Origin of the sequence: Jiangella muralis (assembly GCF_001270745.1) — a bacterium.
Classification (GTDB): Bacteria; Actinomycetota; Actinomycetes; order Jiangellales; family Jiangellaceae; genus Jiangella; species Jiangella muralis.
Genome location: NZ_KQ434753.1, coordinates 22,067 through 45,674, shown reverse-complemented (window position 1 = coordinate 45,674; position 23,608 = coordinate 22,067). Strand labels below are relative to the sequence as shown.

Below are 23,608 nucleotides of genomic sequence, written 5' to 3'. Positions count from 1 at the left end.
GGGTGGCAGGATGAACGGCGTGGTCATTCACGTCACCCGCACCGTGGGCCTGGTCGGGAGGGAACGGCAGCTCGCCGACCTCCGAGAGGCCTACGCCACCGCGTGTGCGGGCGAGCCGGTCACCGTCCTGCTGGGCGGCGAGGCCGGCATCGGGAAGACGCGGCTGACTGAGGAGTTCGTGGCCGAGGTGGTCGCCGGTGGCACCCGCACCGTCGCCGGCCAGTCGGTCCCGCTCGACGGCGAGGGTCCGGCGTTCGCGCCGCTGGTGGGCGCGCTGCGCGGGCTGCACGCCGAGTTCGGGGCGCAGCGGCTGCTCGAGCTGGCCGGCCCCGGCGGCGACGTGCTGGCCGGGCTGGTGCCCGAGGTGGGCGTCGCGCCGGCCGAAGGGCCCGAGGGCCGCGGCCGGCTGTACGAGGTGGTCACGTCGCTGTTCGAACGGGTCGCGGCCGAACGTCCGCTGGTGGTGGTGCTCGAGGACCTCCAGTGGGCCGACAGCGCCACCCGCGACCTCCTGCGCTTCCTCATCCGCGGGGTGCGCGACGCCCAGCTGCTGATCGTCGCCACGTACCGCTCCGACGAACTGCATCGCGGCCATCCGCTGCGGCCGCTGCTGGCCGAGCTCGACCGCCTGCGCCAGGTGCACCGCATCGAGCTGCCCCGGCTCGACGCCGACGAGGTCGTCCAGCAGTTGCGCGAGCTGCTGGGCCGGCCGCCGGAGCGGTCCCATGTCGACCGCATCGTCCGGCGCAGCGAGGGCATCCCGTTCTTCGTCGAGGAGCTGGCCTACGCCGACGACTGCGGCGACCTCCCCGGGTCGCTGCGCGACCTCCTGCTGGTCCGGGTCGAGCCGCTTTCCGAGTACACCCAGCGGCTGCTGCGGCTGATGTCGGCGGCTGGCAACCGCGTCGACCATTCCGTCCTCGAGTTCGTCGCCGGCGAGGAGTCCGGGCCGCTGGAGACCGCGCTGCGCGAGGCCGTCTCGGCCGGCGTCATCGTGGTCGACGGCGACGGCTACGCGTTCCGGCACGCGCTGCTGCGCGAGGCCCTGCACGCCGACATGCTGCCGGGCGAGCACGCACGCAAGCACGCCCGGTACGCGCAGGCGCTCGAGGCACACCCCGAGCTGATGCCCAGCACGCCCACCGCGGCCGAGATCGCGCACCACTGGTACTCCGCCCACGACGTCGAGCGAGCGTTCGCGTGGTCGATCACGGCGGCCGACGAGCTGGTCCGCAGCTACGCTCACGCCACCGCGCAGCAGCTGCTCGAACGGGCACTGGAACTGTGGGACCAGGTCGCCGAGCCCGAGCGGGTGGCCGGCAGCGACCGCCTCGACCTCCTCATCCGGGCGGCCACCGAGGCCTACGCGGCGGGCGAGACCGAGCGCACGCTGTCGCTGGTGAAAGAGGGGCTGCGGCTGGTCGACCGGTCCGCCGACCCGGTTCGGGCCGGCTGGCTGCTGGCGCACCTCGGCAGCGTGAAGAACCGGCTGGGCCGGCCCGGCGCCATCGAAGCGCTCATGGAGGCGCGCGAGCTGATCCCGGCCGAGCCGTCGGTGCAGCGGGCCGAGGCGCTCGACTGGCTGGCCACCATGCTCATGCTCGACTGGCGCTTCGCCGAGTCGCTGGAGGTCGCCGACGAGACCGAGCGGGTCGCCACCGCCATCGGGCTCGACCGCGTCGTGGCGTCCGCGCAGATCACCCGAGGCTCCGCCTGGATGCACCTGGGCGACGTCGAGAAGGCGCTCGACGAGCTGCGCCGGGCCGGGCCCACGGCCACCGCCGGCCCCGACCACCTGCACCGCTACTTCGTCAACCTATCCGACGCCTACTTCCTGCTCGGCCGCTACCGCGACGCCGTCGACGTCGCCACCGAGGGCTACGAGCACGCCCGCAAGCGTGGCCGCAAGCGCACCTCCGGCGTCGTGCTGGCCGGCAACGCCGCCGAGCCGATGATGGCGCTGGGCGACTGGGAGCGGGCCGAGCGGATGATCGAGCGCGGCCTCGAACTGGTGCCGCCGCCCAACCACGAGCGGCACATGATCGGCCTGCAGGCCTGGCTCCTCCTCTGGCGCGGCGACGTCACCGCCGCGGCCGCCGCCGCAGACCGGCTGCGGGCCGGCATGACCCGCCGTGTCGTGCTGCCGCAGGACAGCCGCCTGGTCGCTCGCCTCGAAGCCGACGTCGCCCTCGCCCAGGGCGATGCCGAGCGGGCCTGGTCCGCCGTCGCCACCGAAGTCGGGCGGTCGGCCGAGGTCGCGGTGCCCGGGTACGACCTGCCGCTGGCGTTCGCCGGGGCGCAGGCGCTGGGGGCCCGGGTCCGCGCCGCCGGCGAGGCGGCGGCCGGCGGCGCCGCGGACGGGTTCGCGGCCGACGCCGCATGGCTGCGGGCGCTCGTCGCCCAGGCGTCCCGCGGCTGGCCGGTCGTCCTGTGGACGGTGCTGGTCGACGCCGAGCTGGCGGGCGCCGGCGGCACCGATGTGCTGGCGTGGGAGCGGGCGCTGACGGCGTTGCGGGCGGCCGAAGGGCCGGTGCACCTCGTCGTGTACGCCGGGTTCCGGCTCGGCCAGGCGCTGGTCGGGGCGGGCCGGCGCGACGACGCCCTCGACGCGCTGCGGCAGGCGGCCGCCGAAGCCGACTCCGTGGGCGCCGGGCTGTACCGCGGCTGGATCGACGCGTTCTCGCGGCGGGCCCAGCTGCCGCTGGTCTCCGGCGTGCCCGCCCCCGCGGCGCCGTCCGGGCTGACGGTGCGCGAGCACGAGGTGCTGCGGCTGGTGGCGGCGGGGCGGAGCAACCGCGAGATCGGTGAAGAGCTGTTCATCAGCGCCAAGACGGCCAGCGTGCACGTGTCGAACATCCTGGCCAAGCTCGGCGCGTCCGGCCGCGGCGAGGCGGCCGCCATCGCCCATCGCGACGGCCTGCTCGACACCGCCGCCTCCTGAAGCAGGGGGGCGGGGAGGAAGATCCGCCGGGTCAGGCCGTCGGCGCCTCCTCGTCGCGCCAGCGGCAGAAGCCGCCGTCGCCGGGGGCAACGGAGGCGGCGTAGGTCTCGGCATCGGACTCCGGCCGGTAGCCCAGCTCGGCCGCCGCGTTGGCGTAGGAGAAGACACCGCGAGTGTTGGCCGACACCCCGAAGTAGCAGCCGTACCTGACGTCCGCCGCCAGCGCCGACCGCACCAGCAGCCGCAGGTCGCCGGGGGAGAGCCAGGCCAGCAGGTTGCCGGTGTCCAAGGGCAGCGGCAGCACGCCGCCCAGGCGCAGGCACAGCACCGACGGCCCGCCGCCGTCGGCGACGGTGCGGGCGTACGCCTCCGCGAACGCCTTGCTCGCGCCGTACGTGCAGCACGGCCGCACCGGCCACGCCGGGTCGACGAGCACCCCGCCGGGCAGGCCGGCCGCGACGTAGCCGCCCATCGCGTGCACCGAGCTGGCCAGCACCACCCGCCGCACCCCCGCCCGCCAGGCCGCGTCCAGCAGCGTCACGACGGCGTCAGCGTTGGGCCCGCGCAGCTGCGGCCACGATGCGCCGGGCGACGGGTTCGCGGCCAGGTGTACGACCGCGTCCATCCCCTCGACCGCCGCGGCGGTGAAGGCGGGGTCGGCGAGGTCGCCGACGCGGACGTCGGCGCCGGGCCAGCCGGTCACGTCGCGGGTGTCGACGGCGCGCAGGTCGAGGCCGTCCAGGCCGGGCCGGAGCATCCCGGCGACGTTCCCGGCCGCGCCGGTCACGAGCACCGCGGTCATGCGCACCTCACCAGTTCGTCAGCGATCCGTCGGGACGACGGTAGCGGGGCGGCGGGCCCAGCTCGCCGGCCGCCGCCCGGCGTGCCGCCGCCAGGTCGATCTCCACGCCGAACCCGGGACCGTCGCCCGGACGGACGGCGCCGGCGGAGACCAGCGGACCGGCCGGCACCAGCGGGTCGTCGGCCCAGCCGTGCGGGTGGCCCTGCTCCTGCACGCTGACGTTCGGCAGCGTGACGTTGAAGTGGGCCGACGCCGCCGTGCAGACCGGGCCGAGCGGGTTGTGCGTCGCGATCTGGATGTGGTGCGCCTCGGCCAGCGCGGCGATCTTCCGGCCCTGGGTGAGCCCGGTGTTGGCGAGGTCGATGCGGGCGTGGTCGACGAGGTCGCCCTCGAGCAGCGGCCGGAACTCCCACAGGGTCGTCAGTTGTTCGCCGGCCGCCAGAGGTACCGCGGTCCGCGCCCGCAGCGTCCGGTAGGCGTCCAGGTTCTCCGCCCGCAGCGGGTCCTCGACGAAGAACGGCCGGGCCGGCTCGATCTCGCGGCAGAAGACGGCCGCCTCGGCCGGGTCCAGCCGGGTGTGCACGTCGACCAGCAGCTCGACGTCGTCGCCGAGGGCGTCGCGCAGGCCGTGGAAGTCGGCGATGTTCGCGCGCAGTGTCGCCCGCGGCTCCAGCACCGGCTCGGCCGGCGGCTGCAGCCCGATCCGCAGGTGCCGCCAGCCCTGCCCGACCAGCTGGTGCGCGTGGTCGAGGTACTCCGCCAGCCCGCGCCCCTGCACGTGCACGTAGGCGGGGACGTGTTCGCGGACGGCGCCGCCGAGCAGCTCGTGGACGGGGACGCCGAGCGCCTTGCCGCGCAGGTCCCACAGCGCGAGGTCGATGCCGGCCGCGGCCGCCGCGACGTCGCCGACGGCGGGGAAGAAGCCGCCGCGCAGGAACAGCTGCGACAGCTCCTCGATGCGGTGCGCCTCGGTGCCGACGGCGAGGTCGGCGAAGTCGGCCAGCGCGCCGAGCACCGCGCGCGGCCGCGACCGCATGCCGACCTCGCCCAGCCCGTGCAGGCCGGCGTCCGTGTGCACGACGACCAGCAGGTACGTCCCGGTCCCGGTGGCGATGACCAGCGGTTCGACCTCGGTGATCCTCATCGGCAGCCCCAGCTCGTTATCCATATGGTGATAGTGTCATGCTAATAGTGCACTAGTTGTGCAGGTATGGGAGGCAGGCATGGGGGAGGTCGGGGTGTCCGGACGCGGTGTCCTGCTGATCGGTGCGTCGTCCGAGATCGGCCGGGCCATCGCCGACCGGTTCGCCGCCTCCGGCGACACCGTCGTCGGCGTCAGTGTCCAGCCGCTCGAGCATCCGTCGCTGGCCGCCCACCTCGAGGCCGACTGCACCACTGCCACCGGCGCCCGCCACGTCGTCGACGCGGTGCTGGAGCGGGCCGGGCGCCTCGACGTCATCGTGCCGGCGGCCGCGGCCCAGCCGACCGCGCCGCTCACCGACACCACCGACGAGCAGTGGCAGGCCGCCCTCGGCGCCGTCCTGACGACGGCGTTCCAGGTCTGCAAGCAGGGACTTCCGCACCTCGGCCGTGGCTCGTCGATCGTCGCGGTGTCGTCGGTGAACGGACGGGTCGCGTCGCCGTGGCTGCCCGCGTACGCCGCCGCGAAGGCGGGGCTGGAAGGGCTGGTCCGCCAGCTCGCGCTGGACTACGGCCCGCGCGGGGTGCGGGTCAACGCCGTGGTGCCCGGCCTGATCACGACCGACGCCGACGACCGGCCGGGGCTCGAGGAGGGCTACCCGCTGTGCCGCACCGGCCGTCCGGCCGAGGTGGCCGAGGTGGTGCACTTCCTGGCCAGTGCGGCCGCCTCGTTCGTCACCGGCGTCGCGCTGCCGGTCGACGGCGGGCTGACGATCTCCAGCCCGTCGGCGTTCGCCCGGCCCGAGATGAGGGCCCGATTCCTGCCACCGGTATGATAATACCGGAGGTACGTGATGATCGAACTGAAGACGCCGGCCGAGATCGCGAAGATGCGCGCGGCCGGCCGGCTCGTCGCAGAGATCCTGGCCGAGCTGCGCAGCATGGTCCGGCCCGGTGTGAACCTGCTCGACATCGAGCACCGCGCGCGTGAGCTGATCGCGGCCGGCGGCGGCGTCTCCTGCTATTGGGACTACGCGCCGTCGTTCGGCAACGGGCCGTTCCGCAACGTGATCTGCCTGTCGTTGAACGACGCCGTCCTGCACGGCCTGCCGCACGACGCCACGCTGCGCGACGGCGACCTGCTCAGCCTCGACCTCGCGGTCGAGTTGGACGGCTGGGCCGGCGACAGCGCGATCAGCGTCATCGCGGGCACGCCGCGCGAGGCCGACCTGCGGCTGATCCGGTCGACGGAGGAGGCGCTGGCCGCGGCCATCGCGGCGGCCCGGCCCGGTGGCCGGCTGGGCGACGTCTCGCACGCCATCGCCGAGGTGGCCCGGGCCTACGGCTACACGCCGAACGGGGAGTTCGGCGGCCACGGCATCGGCCGCACCATGCACGAGGACCTGGCCGTGCCCAACAGCGGGCGGCCCGGCCGCGGCTACCCGCTGCGCCCGGGCCTCACCTTCGCCGTCGAGCCCTGGTTCGCCGCCGGCTCCAGCCGCATCGTCTACGACCCGGACGGCTGGACCATCCGGTCCGCCGACGGGTCGCGGACGGCGCACAGCGAGCACACCATCGCCATCACGCCGGACGGGGTCGAGGTGCTGACGGCGCCCTGACGGCACCGGCCGGTCAGCGTTCGACGACGGCGGCACGGACCTTGTCCTCGTCGACCACCACGCCGAGGCCGGGCCCGTCGGGCAGCACGTACGCGTCGGGCTCGGCGACGATCGGCTCGGCCAGCAGCGCGTTGGCCAGCTCGACCGTCGCCGGCGCGTACTCGAAGTACGGCGCGTTGTCCGCCGCCGCCGCGACGTGCAGGCCGGCCGCCAGCGCCAGCCCGAGCGCCGCCGAGTGGTGCGGCAGGATCGGCCGGTACGCCGTGTTGACCAGCGTCGCGATGGCGTTGCCCTCCGTGATGCCGGTGCGGCCGATGTCGGGCTGGTAGAGGTCCAGCGCGTCGACGGCCAGCCAGTCGGCCACCTCGTAGCGGTGCCGGTGCGCCTCGCCGGCCGCGATCGGCAGGTCGGCGGCGGCCGCGAGCGCGGCGTACCCGCGGGCGTGCTCGGCCGGCAGCGCCGACTCGAGGAACCACGCGCCGCGGGCCGCCAGCTCGCGGGCCAGCCGCAGCCCGGAGGCGCCGTCGAGCCGGCAGTGCACGTCGACGGCGAACGCGGCGTCCGGCAGCACGGCGGCCGCGCGGTCGAACACCTCCAGCGCCTCGTCGACGTCCGGCCCGAGGTGCAGCTTGAACCGGCGCACGCCGTCGGACCAGTGCCGCCGGAACTCCTCCGGCGTGGTCGCCGTGCCGGTGGCGGTGAGGTAGCTGGGGATCCGCCGCTGGAACGCCCCGCCGAGCAGCGACGCGACCGGCAGCCCCGTCGCCCGCCCGAGCAGGTCCCACAGCGCGATGTCGACGGCGGCCAGCGCGTCGGCCTGGTGGCCGCCGAGGTGGCCGCGCTCGCGCATCAGCTCGCCCAGCCGGTACCGCAGCGGCCGCACGTCGGCCGCGTCGGCGCCGAGCAGCGCCGGGGTGAGCAGGTCCTCGACGATCGCGGCGACCACCCGCGGCCCGACCGGCACCAGCGCCTCGCCCCAGCCGACCAGCCCGTCCGTCGTCTCGATGCGGACGAACACCGTCTCGCGGCTGGGCGAGTAGATGGTCGGCCGATCGTGCGGCGCCTGGTAGTCGGGGCCGCCGCGGCCGGGCGTGCCGTCCAGCGCGAGCCGGAGCGGGAACGCCTCGACCGCCGCGATCACCATGCTCTTCACCTGTTGTCCGTCCTCACTGCGCGGGCACGACGGGCTCGAACCGGGCCGCGTCGGCACGATGGTGGCCGCTGTTCTGTGCGGTCAGCCGGACCGCCGCGGTCGCGGGGTCCAGGTCAACGATGGCCAGTGGACGCCAGTTGGCGCCACCCTCTTGCTGGTCGACGACGACGGTTTCCTCGCCGCCGGCGCCGACCACGGTGTAAACGGCCGCCCGGGTGGTGGTCGAGTTGGTCGGGTACCAGACGCTCACTCGGTAGCGGCCGGCCGCCGCCAGCTCCGGGGACCAGGTGGCGACCGCGCCGCTGCCGCCGCCGGCGAACCGCGACCGGCTGCCGTCGTGGCCGGCCAGGCTGCTGGCGCTCCAGCCGCCGGTATCGGCGTACCCGGCGTCCTCGTCATCGACGACGATGGCGGCGGCGGGATCGGGCGTCCCGACGGCCACGGCGATCGCCGCCTCGGCGCCGGCCGCCGACAGCGCGAGCTCGTGCAGCGTCCCGGCGACGGCGTCGGCCGGCGCGGTCAGCTGGAACTCCAGGGTCGTGGTCGCGCCGCCGGCCAGGTCGACCGGGATCTCCGCGGGAGTGACCGTCCAGCCGGCCGGGGTGGCCAGCCGCGCGGAGCCCCGCGCCGGGGTGCCGTCCTGGGCGCGCAACGTCGCCGTCACCGTCGTGCTGCCGCCGGGCGCCGCGACGTCCGCGCCGGTCAGGCCGGACAGCACCGGCAGCAGGCCGGCCGCGTCGACGGGCAGGAACCGGGCCGCGTCGACCCGGTGGAAGCCGGGGTTGCGGACCTCGATGCGCACGTAGCCGCCGGTGCCGGCCGTGAACCGGTACCGGCCGAGCGTGCGCCAGCCGTTGGCGTCCTGCTGCTGGTCGACGACGACCTCGTCCTCGCCGTCGGCGTGGTGGACGACGTAGACGGCTTCTCTCGTGGTGGCCTCGTTCGACGGGTACCAGACGGCCACGTCGTAGGCCCCGTCGGCGGGCAGCTCCGGGTTCCAGGTGGCCGCGCCGCCGAGCCGCCCCTCCTCGCTGAACCGGGACGCGGTGCGGTTCCAGCCGGCCAGCGTGCTGGGCAGCCACCAGCCGGTCTCGACGTAGCGGGGCCACTCGTCGGCGTTGTCGATGATGATGTCGGTGCCGGCGATCCGGACGGTGGCCGCCTGCTGCGCCGCTCCGTCCACGGCGACGGTGACGCGGTGCGCGGTGCCGGGCGCCGCGCCCGCGGCGGAGGTGACCGTGACGGTGTACTCGCGCTCCTCGCGTCCCGGCACGTCGAACTCGATCTCCGTCGCCGATGCCTGCCAGCCGGCCGGCACCGTCACCCGCAGCGTGCCCGACCGTGGCAGCGGCCCGACGTTCAGCACGGCGACGGTCAGTTCGGTCGCGTCGCCGGGCGCCGCCAGCTGCGCTGGCACGGCGGTCGCCACGGGGAGCTTCAGCGGCGCCAGCACCTCGACGGCGGACGGCGCCAGCTCGGCGCTCCCGCCGGTCCAGGTCGCCGTGCCCGCCAGCGCGACCGTCCCAGTCGCCGCCGCGGGCGCGGTGACGTCGAACGTCCAGTCCGCGAAGCCGCCGGCCGGCACCGTCGCCGGTACGTCGCCCACCGGCGCCGCCGTCCACCCGGACGGCACGTTCAGCGCCACCGCGGCGCCGGCCAGCTCGGCCGAACCGGCCCGCACCCGCGCCCGGACCCGGACGACGTCGCCCGGCGTGGTGTCCGGCGCCGCGCTCAGCTCGCCGGCGGCCGCCGTCCCGTCCGGCAGCACGCCGGTCACGGCGACCGGCAGCCGCAACGTGTGCTCGGCCGTCGTCCGCGACCCGGAGCCGACCTGGTACGTGAACGGCGTGGTCAGGCCGTCGACCGGGATGCTCCACTCGTACGGGAACACCTTGGCCGGCGCCTGCTGCGACGGCGCGTCGCCGAGCGCGTAGGTCAGCGCTGCCGTCGCCGGCTCCTCGACGTCGACCTGCACGTAGGCGTCGTAGCCGGAGCGGTCCGGCCGGACCAGCAGCAGCGCGCGCACCAGGCCGTCGTTCGTGGCCGGGTCGAGGTACTCGTCGTGGTGGCTGTCCGCGCTCTGGTCGGCGGTGTCGCTGGTCCAGTGCCACGGCACGTCGATGTCGACGTCGCGCACCACCAGCGCCGCGTGCCCCTTCGCCGGCACCGTCGTCGTGACCTGGCCGCCGCGCAGCGTCGCCGCCGCGCGGACGCCGTCACCGCTGAGCACCTCGACCTGGTTGCGGGCCCGCCGGGACAACCCGGTGCCCGCGGTGGCGACGTCGACGGTGACCCGCTCGGCGGTCTCGCTCTCGTTCGTCAGGCTGACGTAGAGGCTGCCGTTTCCGACCGCCGTCAGCCAGTTGACCTGCGGGTTGTCGAGCACGACCAGTCCCTTCGGGAAGTACGGCCAGACGCCGTCCTCGCCGTGGAAGGTGCCGGGCGCGTGCCCGTAGGTCGCGTACTTGAAGAACACGTAGTTGGTCTCGAACTGGCGCGGGAAGTCGATCGCGCCGCCGGACCGGGTCTGATGCTCGGTGATCAGGTAGTCCAGCGCCAGGCCGAGCTGGCCGGGGATGTGGTGGAAGTAGATGCCGCCGGCCCCGGGCGGTCCCTGGTACGGGAAGTCCGGCTTCATGTGCGCGACGCTGAACTGCCGGTTGTAGTAGCCGGGGTAGTTGGTGAACCGGCCGACCACCAGGTTGTGCGCGACGTCGCGGAACAGGTCGTCGCCGGTGTGATGGGCGAGGCGCAGGAAGAACGGCGCCCACGCCGGAATCCAGGTGAAGCCGCCGCCCGGGTTCACCGCGCCCGCGGAGACCTTGAACGTCGACAACTGCTCGAACGTGACGCCGGAGGACGACACCATCCACGCCGGCACCTCTTCGCTCGGCACCGTCGTCTGCGGGTAGTCGGGCAGCAGCGGCGTCTTCCACCAGTCGATCTGGTTGTCGATGAACGGCTGGTTCGGCACCGTGACCGTGGTGTCCGGGACCGGCCGCACGTTCATCACGCCGAGATAGCGCTGCGCCTCGCGGTACGAGCCGTCGAGGAACTCCTGCTCACCGGTCAGCTCGAACAGCACCAGCAGTTCGGTCCAGGCCTTCACGTAGTGGTAGCCGAACTCGTTCTCGGCGGCGTTCGTCGTGTACGCCCGCATGATCTGGTCGCGGATCAGCCGTCGCGCCTCGGCCCGGGCCTCGGCGAGGTAGGCCTCGTTGCCGGTGAGGACGTAGGCCTGCAGCGGGGTGCTCATCGGGGTGCGGGCGTCGCGCCCGGGCCGCTGGCGGATCAGCTCCTTCGCCAGCGCGTGGATGCCGGCGTTCTGCCCGCGGGTCTGCTCGTACAGCGGGACCAGCGTCGACGCGTCGCCGGGGATCCGCCCGATGCGGTAGAGGTCGGGGTTGCCGTACACCAGCGCGCCCTTCACCGGCGTGCTGCCGTGGTTGGCGCGGGACAGGTGGTACTCCACCAGCGGCCGGGCCCGCCGCTCGTACAGCCCGGCGGCGCCGGTCAGGTGGTACGCCGACAGCAGGACACCGGCGATGGGTGTCCGCACGGCCTGGTCGTTCTCGATGTCGACGAAGCCCTTGGCCCGGTTCCACCAGCCGCTGAACGACGGCACGAACGACTCGCTGTCGTCGCCGTCCGGCTCGACCAGCACCAGGTCGATGAGGTTGTGGACGGTGTCGGTCAGCGACGTGTCATAGGCGTTGCGCCGGTAGTCGGTGTAGCCGTATTCGTTGCGGACGAGGTCCGTGTAGGCCTCGTAGACGGTGGCCGAGCCGGCGTAGAGCCCGAACGCGTACCCGCGGCTCTCACCGGCGGCGAGCGGCGCCCGGCGGCCGGCCTGCGGCGCGAACACCACCGGCTGCACGTCGCGGTCGTCGTTGCGCAGGCTCATCCCGAACGGCTGGCCGTCCGGGCCCGGCTCCCGCTCGTGCTCGAACAGCAGCACCTCGCCGGGTGTATAGACGCCCAGCGTGACGTCCTGATCGCCGATGCGGCGCTGCGTCAGCGACATCGGCGCGAACAGCTCCCACGCGCCCAGCGACTGAGCTCCGCCGATCACCCGGGCGTGCTGCCACGACCCGCAGAGCACCTCGTCGACGTCGTCCGGGGTGACGGCGTCGACCGACTGGTAGCCGACGACGTACTGGCCGGCCGCGCCCGCGGTGAGCGTCCACTGCAGCTCCGGGTTGGCGCCGGCCAGCGACCAGCGGACGGTGAGGTCGTAGCCGTCCGGCGGGGTGCTGCGCAGCTCGACGGTGTGCGCGTCGATCTGGGCGAGCGAGTCGAACGCCACCCAGTTCGGCGTCATCGACGTGTAGTAGTCGGTGGGGTTGCCCTCGTCGCCGGTCAGCACGATCCACTGCTCGTCGAACCGCGCGGCGGGATCGGTGACGCGCAGCCAGCCGCCGGGCGTGCGGACCTCCAGCTCGCGGACGAACGTGTGGCCGCCGTCCCAGGTGGCGCGGTGGAACGTCACCCGGTGCCGGTCGCCGGTGATGGTCGCGGCGGGCTCGGTGGCCAGGTTCGGCATCGGCAGCCGGCGCAGCGCGTCCGGCAGCGGCGCCTGACCGTCCGCGGCGGCCGTCGTGGCGGACGCGGTGCGGATGCCGAACGCGTTCACCACCGGTGGCAGGACGGCCGCGCCGACCAGCAGGCGGATCGCGGTGCGGCGGGACAGACTCGGATTCGGGCAGGCTGCCGCCCGGGGTACCTCGTGCATGGGCCAGACCTTCCGTGAAGGGGCGCGGTCAGCTCTTGACCGCGCCGGCGATGCCTTCGACGAACGTGCGCTGCAGGAACAGGAAGACGATCACGATCGGGACGGTGCTGATGCAGGCGCCGGCCGCGAGGCCGGTCCAGTCGGTGCCCTCCTGGCCGAAGAAGCTGAACATGCCGACGCCCAGCGTGCGCAGCTCCGGCGCGCCGAGCGTGAACACCAGCGGCACGAAGAACGCGTTCCAGGCGAAGACGAAGTTCATCAGCGCGACCGTGCCGATCACCGGCCGGGCCAGCGGCAGCAGCACCCGGGCGAACGTGCGCAGGTAGCCGGCGCCGTCCACCCGGGCGGCGTCCTCCAGGTCCCGGGGGATGCCGGCGAAGAACCCCATGAACAGCAGGATCGGCACGACCAGGCCGGGGCTGGCCTGCGCCAGCGCGGCGCCGAGCAGGCCGTTGTTCAGGCCCAGGTCGTTGATCAGCAGGAACACCGGGATGATCGTGTAGCTGTGCGGGATGAACATGGTCACCACGAGGATGCCGATGATCACCTTCTTGCCCGGCAGGCCCGGCTTGGACAGCGCGTAGCCCATCGTCGACGATGCGACCAGCACCAGCAGCACCACGGTGATCGAGAACGTGATCGTGTTGATGGTGTAGTCGCCGAACTTCGCCGTCGTCCAGGCCCGGTCGAAGTTGTCGAACGTCCACTCGTCCGGGATCAGCGACAGCCCGCCCAGCAGCATCTCGCGCTGCGACTTGAACGCCGCCGAGATCATCCAGATGAACGGGTAGACCCAGAGCAGGCAGAACGGGATCAGGAACAGGTGCCACAGCTTCCGCCGGTGCCGGTACCAGCGGTTGCGCCGGTCCGGGCGGTCCGGCGCGGCCGGCGCCGGCGTCTCACGGACGAGTTCGGTGGTGCTCATGGCGCTCCCGCCTTGTACCGGCCCCGCAGCAGCGGCGCCTGCATCAGACTGATCAGCAGGGTCATCAGGCCGAAGACCGCGCCGGCCGCGCAGGCGAAGCCGTATCTCGGCGCCTGCAGGAACGGATCGAACGCGAACCGGTAGATGTAGGTCGGCACCACGTCGGTCGAGTAGTTCGGCCCGCCCTGCGTGGTGGCCTGCACCAGGTCGAAGGTGTTGAGGCTGCGCTGGAAGACCAGCAGCAGGATGACGATCGCCAGCGGCACCAGCATCGGCAGCACGACGAAGCGCAGCGACTGCCGCGAGTTGGCGCCGTCGATCAACGCCGCCTCGTGGATGTCCTTGGGGATCGTCTGCAGCGCCGCCAGCCAGTAGATCAGCGTGATGCCGAAGCCCTTCCAGACGTCGATGCCGATCAGCGTGGGCAGCGCGCTCGTGGTCGAGCCGAGGAAGTTGATCGGCGAGTCGGCCAGCCCGATGTCGGTGAGCGCGGTGTTCACCACGCCGCGGATCGGGTCGAGCAAGATCGCGAACACGATGCCGATGACCGCGGTGGTCGTGACGACCGGCAGGAACAGCGCCAGCCGGTACACGTTGCGCCCGCGCAGCCAGGCGTTGTTCAGCAGGATCGCCAGCACCAGCGCCAACGGCAGCTCGATCACCAGCGCGGCGAAGGAGAACGCGAACGAGTGCCAGAACGCGTCCCAGAACGCGCCGGAACCGAGCACCTCGCGGAAGTTGTCGAGCCCGATCCAGTCGGTCGGGGTGCCGACGCCGTCCCAGTCGAAGAACGCGTACCACCAGCTGGCGATGAGCGGCCACAGCGAGAAGCCGCCGAACAGGAGGATCCCGGGGACCAGGAACACGTAGCTCCAGGCGTGCCGGCGCAAGCGCGCGGCCCGGGGCCGCCCGGCGGCGGGTGGCCGCCGGGCGGTGGCGTGCAACGAGGCCATGGACTACTGCTCCGGGGTGAAGTTCTCGAGCGGATCCCAGTCGGGGAAGGTGATGTCATCGAGCGTGCCCGTGCCGGCCGCGACCTCCCCGTCGAGGAAGGCCTGGATCTGGGCGTCGAGGGCCTCGGCGATCGGCTGGAACGGCTTGTTGTTGATGATCGCGTCGACCGCGGCGTCGGTGTGCTTGAGCTCCGGCCGCTGCGCCCGGGCCTGCAGGATCGCCGCACCTCCACCGCCGGTGAGGATCGGATTGGGCACCAGCCGCATGCCCTCCTCGGCGGCCGCGAGGATCGCCGACTGATCCGGGTTTTCGGCGGCCTGATCCTCCCAGGCGCTCTCGACCGCCGTCAGCGTGCCGAACTCCTCGTAGTACGCCCGGTGGAAGTCCTCCGAGGCGAGGAAGTCCATGACCGCCCACGACTGCTCGGGGTTCTCGGTCTCCGCGGACATCGACCAGATCGGCTGGAACGACTGCTTCATCGGGGTGTAGCCGCCTCGCCCGTCGTCCGGCACCGGCAGTGGCGCGATGCCCATCTCGATCTCCGGGTTGAGCTTGCGGACCTCCGCGACGTGCCATGGTGCGCTCGGGTACATCGCGATGGTGCCGGCGGCGAACTCGGTGAACGCGCGGGCGCCGTCCCAGCTCTCCCAGCCCGTCACCATGGCGCCGTTGGCCTGCATGCGCCGGTGCAGCTCGACCGCCTCGACCAGGCCCGGCGACGCGGTGGCCGGCTGGCCGGTGCGGAAGTCGATGCCGTCGCTGACCACCGACGACGGTGCCGCGGTCTGCGCGAGGATCTCGACCGCGATGGCCTTGCCGTCCGTGGGCGCATAGCCGAAGACGGAGCCGCCGCCGTTCTGCGTGATGGTGGTGGCCATCTCCTCCAGCTCGCCCCACGTCTCCGGCGGCGCGTCGAAGCCGTTCTCGCGCAGCACTGCCTCGTTGTAGATCAGCACGCGTACGTCCCACTTCCCGGTGACCAGCGGCAGCGTGTACAGCTCGCCGTCGCGGTGCAGGCCTGACGTCGCGGGGTTCATCGTCCCCTCGGGGAACCGGTCGATGAACTCGTCGGTGACGAACTCCTCCAGCGAGTGCGTCCAGCCGCGCTCGTACATGCGGTCGAAGCCGTCGGCCTGGGCCCGGAAGACGTCCGGCGGGTCGCCCTGCTGGAACATCAGCTCGACGGCATTGAGCTGCTGGTCCGAGGGGTTCTCGACCACCTCGACGGTGATGCCCGGGTTCTCCTCCTCGAACTGGTCGAACTGGGCGCGGTAGAACTCGCTGGCGCCGGGCGGGTCCGGGACCAGCGCGACGGTGATGGTGACGTTCTCGCCGGAGGCGTCGTCGTTGCCGCTGTCGTCCTCGCTACTGCCGACGAGGTTGCAGCCGGTGGCCGTCAGGGCGACGGCCGATGCGGCGGCCGCCCAGCGCAGCGTGCGTCGGGTTCGAGACATGGTTCTCGCGGACTCCTTTGTCGGTGAACGTGGGTCAGTGTCGCTCCGCCGGCGCATGCCGGGGACCGAGATAGCCGAGGCCGACGCTGATCGAGTCGGCCACTTCGATGACGGTGCTGGCCAGCTCGGGATCGCCGCCGGCGAGTCCCAGCGCGGAGAGCGGGCCGGAGATCGAGAGCGCGGCGACGATCTCGCCGGACTGGTCGAGGATCGGGGCCGCCACGCAGGCGCGCCCCAGCGCAAGCTCCTCGACCTCGGTGGAATAGCCGCGGAGCGACGCCAGGTCGAGCGCGGTGTCGAGCTCGCCGTGGTCGCAGATCGTCCGTGGCGTGTAGCGGTGCAGGTCGGGGACCAGGTCGCGGCGCTGGGCCGGGGTGAGGGCGAGCAGCAGGCACTTGCCGATGCCGGTGGCGTGCAGCGGGTTGCGCTGCCCCATCAGCGTGAACGACTTCGGCGCCAGCCGGCCCTCGAAGTTGCACAGGTAGAACAGCGACGAGCCGTGCCGGACCGCCACGTTGACGCCGAGGCCCAGCGTTCCGGCCAGCAGCTGGGCCGCCGGCCGGGCCTCGCGGTGCACCGGGTGCTGGTTGATCGCGACGCCGGCCAGCGTGAGCAGGGCCGGGCCGAGCCGGTACAGGCTGCTGGCCGGGTCACGCTCGACGTACTCCAGCGACTCCAGCGTGGCCAGCAGCCGCGACGCGGTCGACTGACCCAGCCCGGCGTACTTCGCGACGTCGGAGACCCGCAGCGCACGCCCGTCGAGGAAGGCCGCGAGAACGCTCGCCGCCTTCTCGACGCTCTGGTTCGTGCTCTGCTCCGACGCCACTGTCGCTCCCGATATTGAAGGTTGCGTGCACTATGTGGGAGAGTTACGCATATGTTGCATCGCGTCAAGCCCTCCTCGGATACCTGATGGTGATTCGTGATGTGGAGACCTTCATCCTGAAGGTCGCCGCCGACGACGCCTACCTGGGGGCATTGCGTGACGGCAGCGCGATCGGCCCCGGCTATACCGTGCGCGAGCCCTGGCGCAGCCTGTACTCCGACCGGTTCGAGACGCTGCTGGTCAAGGTGACGGCCGACGACGGCACCGCCGGCTGGGGCGAGGCGCTGGCGCCGGTGGCCCCCGAAGTGCCCGGCTCGATCGTCGACCTGCTGCTCGCGCCGGTACTGCGGGGCATGGACGCGACCCGGCCGCGTCCGGCGTGGTCCCGGCTGCGCGACCTCATGCGCGAGCGCGGCCACCTCGCCGGGCACCAGGCCGACGCGCTGGCCGCCGTCGACATCGCGCTGTGGGACCTCGCCGGGAAACTGGCCGGGCGCCCCGTCGCCGACCTGCTCGGCGGCGCGTTCCGGGACGAGCTGCCGGTGTACGTGTCCGGGCTGCCGCGCCCGTCCGACGCCGCCCGGGCCTGGCTGGCCCGCGACTGGGCGAACCGCGGCGCCACCGCGGTGAAGCTGCACCTCGGGTACGGCGTCGACGCCGACCTCGGCACCGTCGACGCGGTCCGCAGTGCCGCGCCGGCCCTGCGGATCGCCGTCGACGCGCACTGGGCGTACTCGCTCACCGAGGCGCTGCGGCTGGCCGCGGGCCTGGCCGAGCGGTCCGGCTGGTTCCTGGAGGCGCCGCTGGCGCCGGAGGACCTCGCCGGCCACGCCGAACTGGCCGCCCGGTCGCCGGTGCCGATCGCCGCGGGCGAGTCGCTGCGGCATCGCTACGAGTTCCGGCAGTGGCTCGACGCCGGCGCCATGGCCATCGCCCAGCCCGACGTCGGCCGTACCGGCATCACCGAGGCCATGGTGATCGCCGAGCTGGCCGCCGCCCGGCACGTCCCGGTCGCGCCGCACCACTCCACCGGCCTGGCCGTGGCGCTGGCCGCCGGCCTGCACGTCGCCGCCGCCGTCGAGCTGCTGACGGCGTTCGAGTACCAGCCGCTGTCCACCGACGTCGGGCAGCGGATCGTGCGCACGCCGCTGGCCGCCGGCCCGGCCCGCATCCCCCTGCCCACCGGCCCCGGTCTCGGGGTCGACGTCGACGAGGAAGCCGTCCGCATGATCGCCGAGGAGAGTCGAACCGTATGAGCCATACCGTCCACGGCCTGGTCCCGATCCTGGCCACCCCCTTTCTCCCCGACGGCGCCCTGGACCGGCCGGGCCTGCGCCGGCTGGTCGAGTTCCAGCTGGCCTCCGGCGTCGACGGCGTCGCGGTGTTCGGGATGGCCAGCGAGGGGTTCGCGCTGACGCTGGAGGAGCGGCAGCAGATCCTCCACGACGTGCGCGCCGTCGTGGGGAGCGCCGTCCCCGTCGTCGCCGGGGTGAACGGGACGTCGTCGGTGACGGCGCTGGAGCAGGCCCGCGAGGCGGCGACCGGCGGCGCCGACGCACTCATGGTGCTGCCGCCGTTCATGGTGAAGCCGGGACCGGACCAGCTGGTCGAGTTCTACGGCGGCATCGGTGAGTTCGCCGTCTCCGCCGGCACCGAGGTCATGGTGCAGGACGCGCCCGGCGTCACCGGCGTCGCGATGTCACCGTCGCTGATCGTCGAGCTGAGCAAGCTCGACGGCGTCACGTCGGTGAAGGTCGAGGCGCCGCCCACGGTGCCCAAGGTCGGCGCCGTCGCGGACGCCGTCGCGGACGAGGGCGCCGGGTTCGCCGTCCTGGGCGGGCAGAACGCGCAGTTCGTGCTGGACGAGTACGCGCGCGGCTCGATCGGCACCATGCCGGCCTGCGAGTTCCCCGACCTGCTCGCGCCGATCCTGGCGTCGTGGACCGCCGGCGAGCGGGCCGAGGCACGGGCGGCGTTCAGCCGGCTGCTGCCGCTGATCGTGCACGGCCTACAGCAGGGCATCGCCTGGGCGGTGCACAAGGAGGTGCTGGTGCGCCGCGGCATCATCGGGCACACGGCCGTCCGGCTGCCGGCCAAGCCGCTGGACGCGGGCGGCCGGGCCCTGCTGGATGAGATCCTGACCGCGTTGGACCTGTGACGCACGGGAGGACCATGGCGGACATCGAGGTCGGCGGGCGGTTCGGCCGGCTGTACGGGTATCTCGACTGGCCCTGGCGGCTGGCCGCCCTCAACCTGCTGTGGCTGCTCGGCGTGCTGGCCGGGCTGGTGCTGTTCGGGCTGGCACCGGCCACGGCCGCGCTGTACGCCGTCCTGCGGGGCTACCTGCTGGACCGGTCGCCGCGGCTGTGGCACGACTTCTGGGCCACCTGGCGCGCGTCGCTGCGCTCGTCGCAGCTGGTGCTCGGCCTGCCCATCCTCACCGTCTGGGTCGTGGTGTTCTACCTGCTGCTGGCGCGGTCGACGCCGTTCGTCGCGGGCATGGCGGTGCTGGCGGCGGGGTACCTGGCGACGCTGCTCCAGCTGCCCGCCGTCGTGGCCCACCTCGACCTGCCGGTGCTGCGGTCGTGGCAGGTCACGGCCGAGGTGGCGTGGCGGCGGCCGCTGGCCACGCTGGCTGTGGCCGTGCTCGTGATCGGGCTGGCGGTGGGCGGCTGGCTCACGACGCCCGCCGCCGTCCCGCTGTTCTTCCCCGCCCTGCCCGCGCTGCTCGCGACGCTCACCGTCCAGCGCGGCCTGGCTGACTGACTGCCGCGGATCAACAGTGGTCGCTCAGGCTGGTCTGGCGTCACGTGCTTGTCCACCGTCTCGCCGGCAAACGCTTACCGAGCGTCCCGCGTGACGCAGAACCAGGACGTGACACGAGGCCAGCACGCGTCACACCCAGGACGCACCCCTGCCCACGGACGCCTCCGCTCGGCTGAGCCCTGGCGTCGATCAGGCTGGGACGGTGGTGCGGCGGGCGCGGACGGCCGCCGCCAGCTCGCTGAGCAGGTCCGTCGTCGTCTCCCAGCTCATGCAGGCGTCGGTGACGCTCTGGCCGTAGACCAGCGGCGTCGCGCCGATGTCCTGCCGGCCGGCCACCAGGAAGCTCTCCAGCATGACGCCGGCGATGCCGCGCTGGCCGCCCGCGATCTGCTGCGCGATCTCGCGGGTGACGACCGCCTGCCGCTCGTGGTCCTTGCCGCTGTTGCCGTGGCTGGCGTCGATGACCAGCCGCTCCGGCAGCTGCGCCTTGTGCAGCAGCGCGAGCGCGTCGCGGACGTGGTCCGGGCCGTAGTTCGGGCCGGCGCTGCCGCCGCGCAGGATGACGTGGCAGTCGGGGTTGCCGGCGGTGCTGACGGCGGCCGCGCGGCCGTCGTGGTCGACGCCGAAGAACACGTGGCCGTGCGCCGCCGCCGTGCAGCCGTCGATGGCCGCCTGGACGTCACCGCTGGTGGCGTTCTTGAAGCCGACCGGCATGGACAGGCCGGAGGCGAGCTGGCGGTGCACCTGGCTCTCCGGGGTGCGCGCGCCGATGGCGCCCCAGGACACGGTGTCGGCGATGTACTGCGGGCTGATCGGCTCGAGGAACTCGCAGCCCACCGGCAGCCCCGCGCCGAGCACCTCGAACAGCAGCTCGCGGGCGATGCGCAGCCCACGCCGTACGTCGAACGTCTCGTCCAGCCCGGGGTCGTTGATCAGCCCCTTCCAGCCGACCGTCGTGCGCGGCTTCTCGAAGTACACCCGCATGACGATGGCGAGGTCGTCGCGCAGCTCGTCGGCCACCGGCCGGAGCCGCCGGGCGTAGTCGAGCGCCGCCACCGGGTCGTGCACCGAACACGGGCCGACGACCACCAGCAGGCGGTCGTCCTCGCCGGCCATGATGCGGCGGACCTCGGCCCGGCTGTCGCGGACCAGCGCGGCGTGCTCCTCGTCCATCGGCAGCTCGGCCAGCATGCGGGCCGGCGGGACGAGCGGCTGGAACCCGGTGACGCGCAGGTCGCCGGTGGGGGACTGGGGCTCGGACATGGGTACTACGTCTCCTCTGCGACGAGCGGGACGTCCCGTCGGATCACCACCGAGCCGGCCCGTCTCATGACGAAGGGCAGAGACGAGACGTCTCTGCCCAGCTGGCTCCGGGTGGTTCGTCGGTCAGCGCATGACACGCCCGGCTCCACCCGGAGCCTGCGCAAAATACGGATACCGACGGACCGCGATCACGGATCGAACTATAGCCGACCGTGCGCTCAGGCGCGCAGGTTGATCAGCGTCGGGCCGGTGCGGGTGCCGTCGGAGCGGGACAGTGCGACGACGCAGTGGCCGGCCGGGATGCGGGTGACGATGTCGGACACGGTCCAGCGCGGTCGCTCGACCCGGCGCAGGTTGGTGCCCTTGGTGACGCCCCAGTTGCGGGTCTCGCCGTCGGAGCGGTTCCAGCCGCCGCGGCTGTCGCGGGAGCTGCCGCTGGTGTGGGCCAGGCCGGTCGCCTCGCCCTGGCTGTAGCTGACCTCGGACACCCAGTGGTCGCCGAACCAGTCGGAGAACACCTTGGCGTCGACCGGGTCGATGCCGCCGAACACCGCCTTGCAGCCGACCGACCCGAACACCGTGGCCCGGACCTGCACCGGGAAGTCGCTGATGGTCTGCGCCAGCAGGATGAGCCCGGCGTTGTTGGAGCGCAGCTTCTGCACGCCGCGCGCGACGTAGTCGTCGACGAAACGGCCGGCCTCGTCGATGGCGAGCGCCTTGAAGATGCCGCGGTTGGTGTCGGGCGCGGACGTGACCTGCACGAACTGCGACACCACCAGCCGGGCCAGGATGCGGGTGGCGTCGGGGAACTCGGCCTCGGGCAGCGACACCCGCACCCGCGTCGGCTTGTTGATGTCGTGCATGCGGAAGGTCTTCTCGCGGTCGAACAGCTCCATCAGCCGCGGCCGGGCCAGCAGCTGGAACCGTTCGACCAGCGACGCGGCCGGGTCGGCGTTGCGGTTGGCTTGGTCGCGGCGGCTGTCGAGCAGCGCCTTGGCCTCCTTGCCCTCCGACCCGCGCAGGTTCGCCTTCACCTGGTCGGTCATGCCCTGCTCGGAGCGCAGCAGCGCCAGCATCTCGCGGATCTTCGGCCACCGCCCGAACGCCAGGTGGAACGGCGCCAGGCACGCGTACAGCGCGTTGCGCGAGCCGTCCATGAAGTAGGCCATGTCGTCGGTGACGTACGGCGGCAGCATGGCGCTGGCCAGCCGGTCGGCCGCGGTGTCGGGGTGGTGGGTGCCGCCGTAGAGGTCGAACCCGGTGGTGGGGTTGAGGGGGTCGATGGTGACGTCGAACCAGCCCTGGTGCGCGAAGTCGTCGCCCTTAGGATCGACGACGACCACGCTGGACTGCCCGGCCAGCGCCGACAGCGACAGGTGCTCGACGATGGGCAGCGCGAACCCGCGCGTCTTGCCCGACCCCGGCGGCCCGATGACCAGCAGCGACGTGCGCAGGACGTCCTGGTCGACGCCGAAGTCCTGGGCGAGGACGGTGTCGGCGTGCGGGTCCTGGACGGTGCGGCCGAGCCGGACCTGCCCGGCTGCCAGGTTGTGCTTGGCCAGCCGCGGCACCGGGAGGTCGTGCAGCGCCGACGGGTGCGCCAGCGCGGCCGGGCCGTACCGGACGATCTCGTCGGCCAGCTGGGCCAGCGCCGTGGCGTCGCCGGACCGGGCGTCGAGCGCGCCGGCGATGCGGGCGGTGTCGACGTCGGACAGCCGGCCGTCCTGGACCAGCCGGTCCATGGCCACGGCGGCGTCGGGGTGGTCGTCGCGCAGCACGTCCCAGGGGGTGTTGCCGCGGCGTCGTCGACTGAGCATGGGGGCCCCTAAGCGTTCTTCCGCAGGTAGGCGTCGAGTCGCTTGATGCGCGCGGCCAGCGCCGGGTGGGTGCTGAACAGCCGGGCCCGCAGCACGAAGGTGCGGCGGTCGTCGTCCATGCCCTGGCGCAGCCAGTCCTCGAACACCTCGATCAGCGCGTGCCCGTAGCCGAGGTTGGCGGCGATGCGGTCGGCGCGGTACTCGCTGCGCCGGGCCAGCCACGGCAGGATCAGCGGCGTCAGCACGATCAGCGCGACGGTCGGCGGCGCCCACGTCTGGCCGGACTGGACCGCCGCCCACATGAGCACCGTCACGAAGAACAGCACGAACAGCAGCAGCGACCAGGTGATGACCTTCGCGACGAACGACGCCAGCCCCGGCATGCGGGCGACCACCGCGAACAGCATGGAGAACAGCGTGACGACCACCCGCAGCACCAGCCGCAGGATGCGGGTGAGCAGCCGCGCCGGCACCGAGTACCAGTAGGCCAGCAGGTTGCTCCACGGGTGGCCGCCGAGGTGGTGGCCGAGCTCGTGCGCCAGCACCGCGGCCAGGTGGTGGTGCGGCATGGCCTCGAGCGTCTTGCGGGTGACGGTGACGATGTGCCCGGACGCGGCGTAGGCGTTGAGCGCGTCGCTGTCTTCGATGAACAGCTGGTACTTGCCGCCGTCGCGCCCGGCGGACTGGCTGACCTCGATCCAGGCGTGCTCCAGCCGCTCGCGCTCGCTGGGCGTGGGCCGGCGGGCGCGCAGGAAGAACCGGGCGACCGCGACCTCGACCGGCCGGTAGAAGATCAGCACGCCGCTGGCCAGCCACAGCACCATGCACAGGATGGGCACGACGGTGGTGTTGCCCACCAGCGCGCCGATGCCCAGCCCGACCATGCCGACTACGGTGAGGCTGAACACGAACCACGGCAGCGCCAGCACCAGCGAGGCCAGCGTGGAGAGGTCGGCGCGGCGCCGGGTGCGCAGCGGTCGCGGTGCCGTGCTGCCGGACGGTGTGCCGAGGCGTTGCCGCAGCCCGGTGAGACCGGTGGCCGCCGGTGGATCGGGGTCGTCGAAGCCGCCCGGGGGCCCGCTGGGCCGCACGCCGGACGTCCGGCCGTCGTCGCTCATCGCCGCCTCCGATGACCCAGGGGTGTCACTGCTTGTGAAAGTCACCATAACCGCTGGCTGTGACAACGTCAGGCAAGATCGTGAGCGCTGGACGGCTG

The 23,608-nt window shown here is 73.2% G+C and carries 17 protein-coding genes; 6 read left to right on the top strand and 11 right to left on the bottom strand.

The window, feature by feature from the left end; genetic code table 11:
• Positions 1-19: 19 nt before the first annotated feature.
• The gene (locus tag ACW62_RS36140; RefSeq protein WP_169792000.1) at positions 20-2,941 is read left to right on the top strand and encodes an ATP-binding protein; all 2,922 of its coding nucleotides are present in this window, start codon (positions 20-22) and stop codon (positions 2,939-2,941) included.
• 31 nt (positions 2,942-2,972) lie between these two features.
• Here the strand turns inward: ACW62_RS36140 and ACW62_RS05955 are convergent, their stop codons facing one another.
• Both ACW62_RS05955 and ACW62_RS05950 read right to left on the bottom strand, forming a co-directional pair.
• Positions 2,973-3,743, bottom strand: coding sequence for an NAD-dependent epimerase/dehydratase family protein (locus tag ACW62_RS05955; protein WP_157574441.1), 771 nt, complete (start codon positions 3,741-3,743; stop codon positions 2,973-2,975).
• 7 nt (positions 3,744-3,750) lie between these two features.
• Positions 3,751-4,911: a mandelate racemase/muconate lactonizing enzyme family protein gene (locus ACW62_RS05950; protein WP_053203185.1), complete on the bottom strand. Its 1,161-nt coding sequence runs from the start codon at positions 4,909-4,911 to the stop codon at positions 3,751-3,753.
• A gap of 55 nt (positions 4,912-4,966) precedes the next feature.
• Between ACW62_RS05950 and ACW62_RS05945 the strand changes: the two genes are divergently transcribed.
• Positions 4,967-5,719 (top strand): SDR family NAD(P)-dependent oxidoreductase, encoded by a 753-nt coding sequence (locus ACW62_RS05945; RefSeq protein WP_053203184.1) that lies wholly within the window; start codon positions 4,967-4,969, stop codon positions 5,717-5,719.
• Between the two features lie 18 nt (positions 5,720-5,737).
• Positions 5,738-6,502, top strand: a complete 765-nt coding sequence (map, locus tag ACW62_RS05940; RefSeq protein ID WP_053203183.1) for a type I methionyl aminopeptidase — start codon at positions 5,738-5,740, stop codon at positions 6,500-6,502.
• 13 nt (positions 6,503-6,515) lie between these two features.
• Here the strand turns inward: map and ACW62_RS05935 are convergent, their stop codons facing one another.
• From ACW62_RS05935 to ACW62_RS05910, 6 genes are read right to left on the bottom strand one after another with little or no spacing between them, the layout of a single operon-like run.
• The gene (locus ACW62_RS05935) at positions 6,516-7,646 is read right to left on the bottom strand and encodes a mandelate racemase/muconate lactonizing enzyme family protein (protein ID WP_205629166.1); all 1,131 of its coding nucleotides are present in this window, start codon (positions 7,644-7,646) and stop codon (positions 6,516-6,518) included.
• Between the two features lie 22 nt (positions 7,647-7,668).
• Positions 7,669-12,387, bottom strand: a complete 4,719-nt coding sequence (locus ACW62_RS05930; protein WP_053203181.1) for a golvesin C-terminal-like domain-containing protein — start codon at positions 12,385-12,387, stop codon at positions 7,669-7,671.
• Between the two features lie 28 nt (positions 12,388-12,415).
• The gene (locus tag ACW62_RS05925; RefSeq protein ID WP_083459327.1) at positions 12,416-13,312 is read right to left on the bottom strand and encodes a carbohydrate ABC transporter permease; all 897 of its coding nucleotides are present in this window, start codon (positions 13,310-13,312) and stop codon (positions 12,416-12,418) included.
• Positions 13,309-14,265, bottom strand: a complete 957-nt coding sequence (locus ACW62_RS05920) for a carbohydrate ABC transporter permease (protein ID WP_053203180.1) — start codon at positions 14,263-14,265, stop codon at positions 13,309-13,311. Before ACW62_RS05920 ends, ACW62_RS05925 begins: the two co-directional genes overlap by 4 nt.
• Positions 14,266-14,268: 3 nt before the next feature.
• Positions 14,269-15,720, bottom strand: a complete 1,452-nt coding sequence (locus tag ACW62_RS05915; RefSeq protein WP_053203179.1) for an ABC transporter substrate-binding protein — start codon at positions 15,718-15,720, stop codon at positions 14,269-14,271.
• Positions 15,721-15,754: 34 nt separating this feature from the next.
• Positions 15,755-16,546, bottom strand: a complete 792-nt coding sequence (locus ACW62_RS05910) for an IclR family transcriptional regulator (protein WP_083459323.1) — start codon at positions 16,544-16,546, stop codon at positions 15,755-15,757.
• An 86-nt stretch (positions 16,547-16,632) separates the two neighbouring features.
• On the opposite strand from ACW62_RS05910, the gene ACW62_RS05905 reads away from it, so the two are divergent.
• The 3 genes from ACW62_RS05905 to ACW62_RS05895 are packed head-to-tail and all read left to right on the top strand — an operon-like array spanning position 16,633 to position 19,312.
• On the top strand, positions 16,633-17,802 hold the full coding sequence (locus tag ACW62_RS05905) for a mandelate racemase/muconate lactonizing enzyme family protein (RefSeq protein WP_053203177.1): 1,170 nt from the start codon (positions 16,633-16,635) through the stop codon (positions 17,800-17,802).
• A complete protein-coding gene (locus ACW62_RS05900; RefSeq protein ID WP_053203176.1) occupies positions 17,799-18,704 on the top strand; it encodes a dihydrodipicolinate synthase family protein in 906 nt (301 codons plus the stop codon). The genes ACW62_RS05905 and ACW62_RS05900 overlap by 4 nt, the downstream gene beginning before the upstream one ends.
• Before the next feature lie 14 nt (positions 18,705-18,718).
• A complete protein-coding gene (locus ACW62_RS05895) occupies positions 18,719-19,312 on the top strand; it encodes a DUF624 domain-containing protein (RefSeq protein WP_053203175.1) in 594 nt (197 codons plus the stop codon).
• Positions 19,313-19,501: 189 nt separating this feature from the next.
• Here the strand turns inward: ACW62_RS05895 and ACW62_RS05890 are convergent, their stop codons facing one another.
• The 3 genes from ACW62_RS05890 to ACW62_RS05880 all read right to left on the bottom strand — a co-directional run bounded on the left by ACW62_RS05890 (position 19,502) and on the right by ACW62_RS05880 (position 23,510).
• Entirely contained in the window at positions 19,502-20,575 is a 1,074-nt protein-coding gene (locus ACW62_RS05890) for a 3-deoxy-7-phosphoheptulonate synthase (RefSeq protein WP_053203174.1), read from the bottom strand.
• A gap of 218 nt (positions 20,576-20,793) precedes the next feature.
• Positions 20,794-22,392 carry a type IV secretory system conjugative DNA transfer family protein gene (locus ACW62_RS05885; RefSeq protein WP_157574439.1) on the bottom strand — a complete coding sequence of 533 codons (1,599 nt, stop codon included), beginning with the start codon at positions 22,390-22,392 and terminating at the stop codon, positions 20,794-20,796.
• Positions 22,393-22,400: 8 nt separating this feature from the next.
• On the bottom strand, positions 22,401-23,510 hold the full coding sequence (locus ACW62_RS05880) for a M48 family metalloprotease (protein WP_053203172.1): 1,110 nt from the start codon (positions 23,508-23,510) through the stop codon (positions 22,401-22,403).
• Positions 23,511-23,608: the final 98 nt, after the last annotated feature.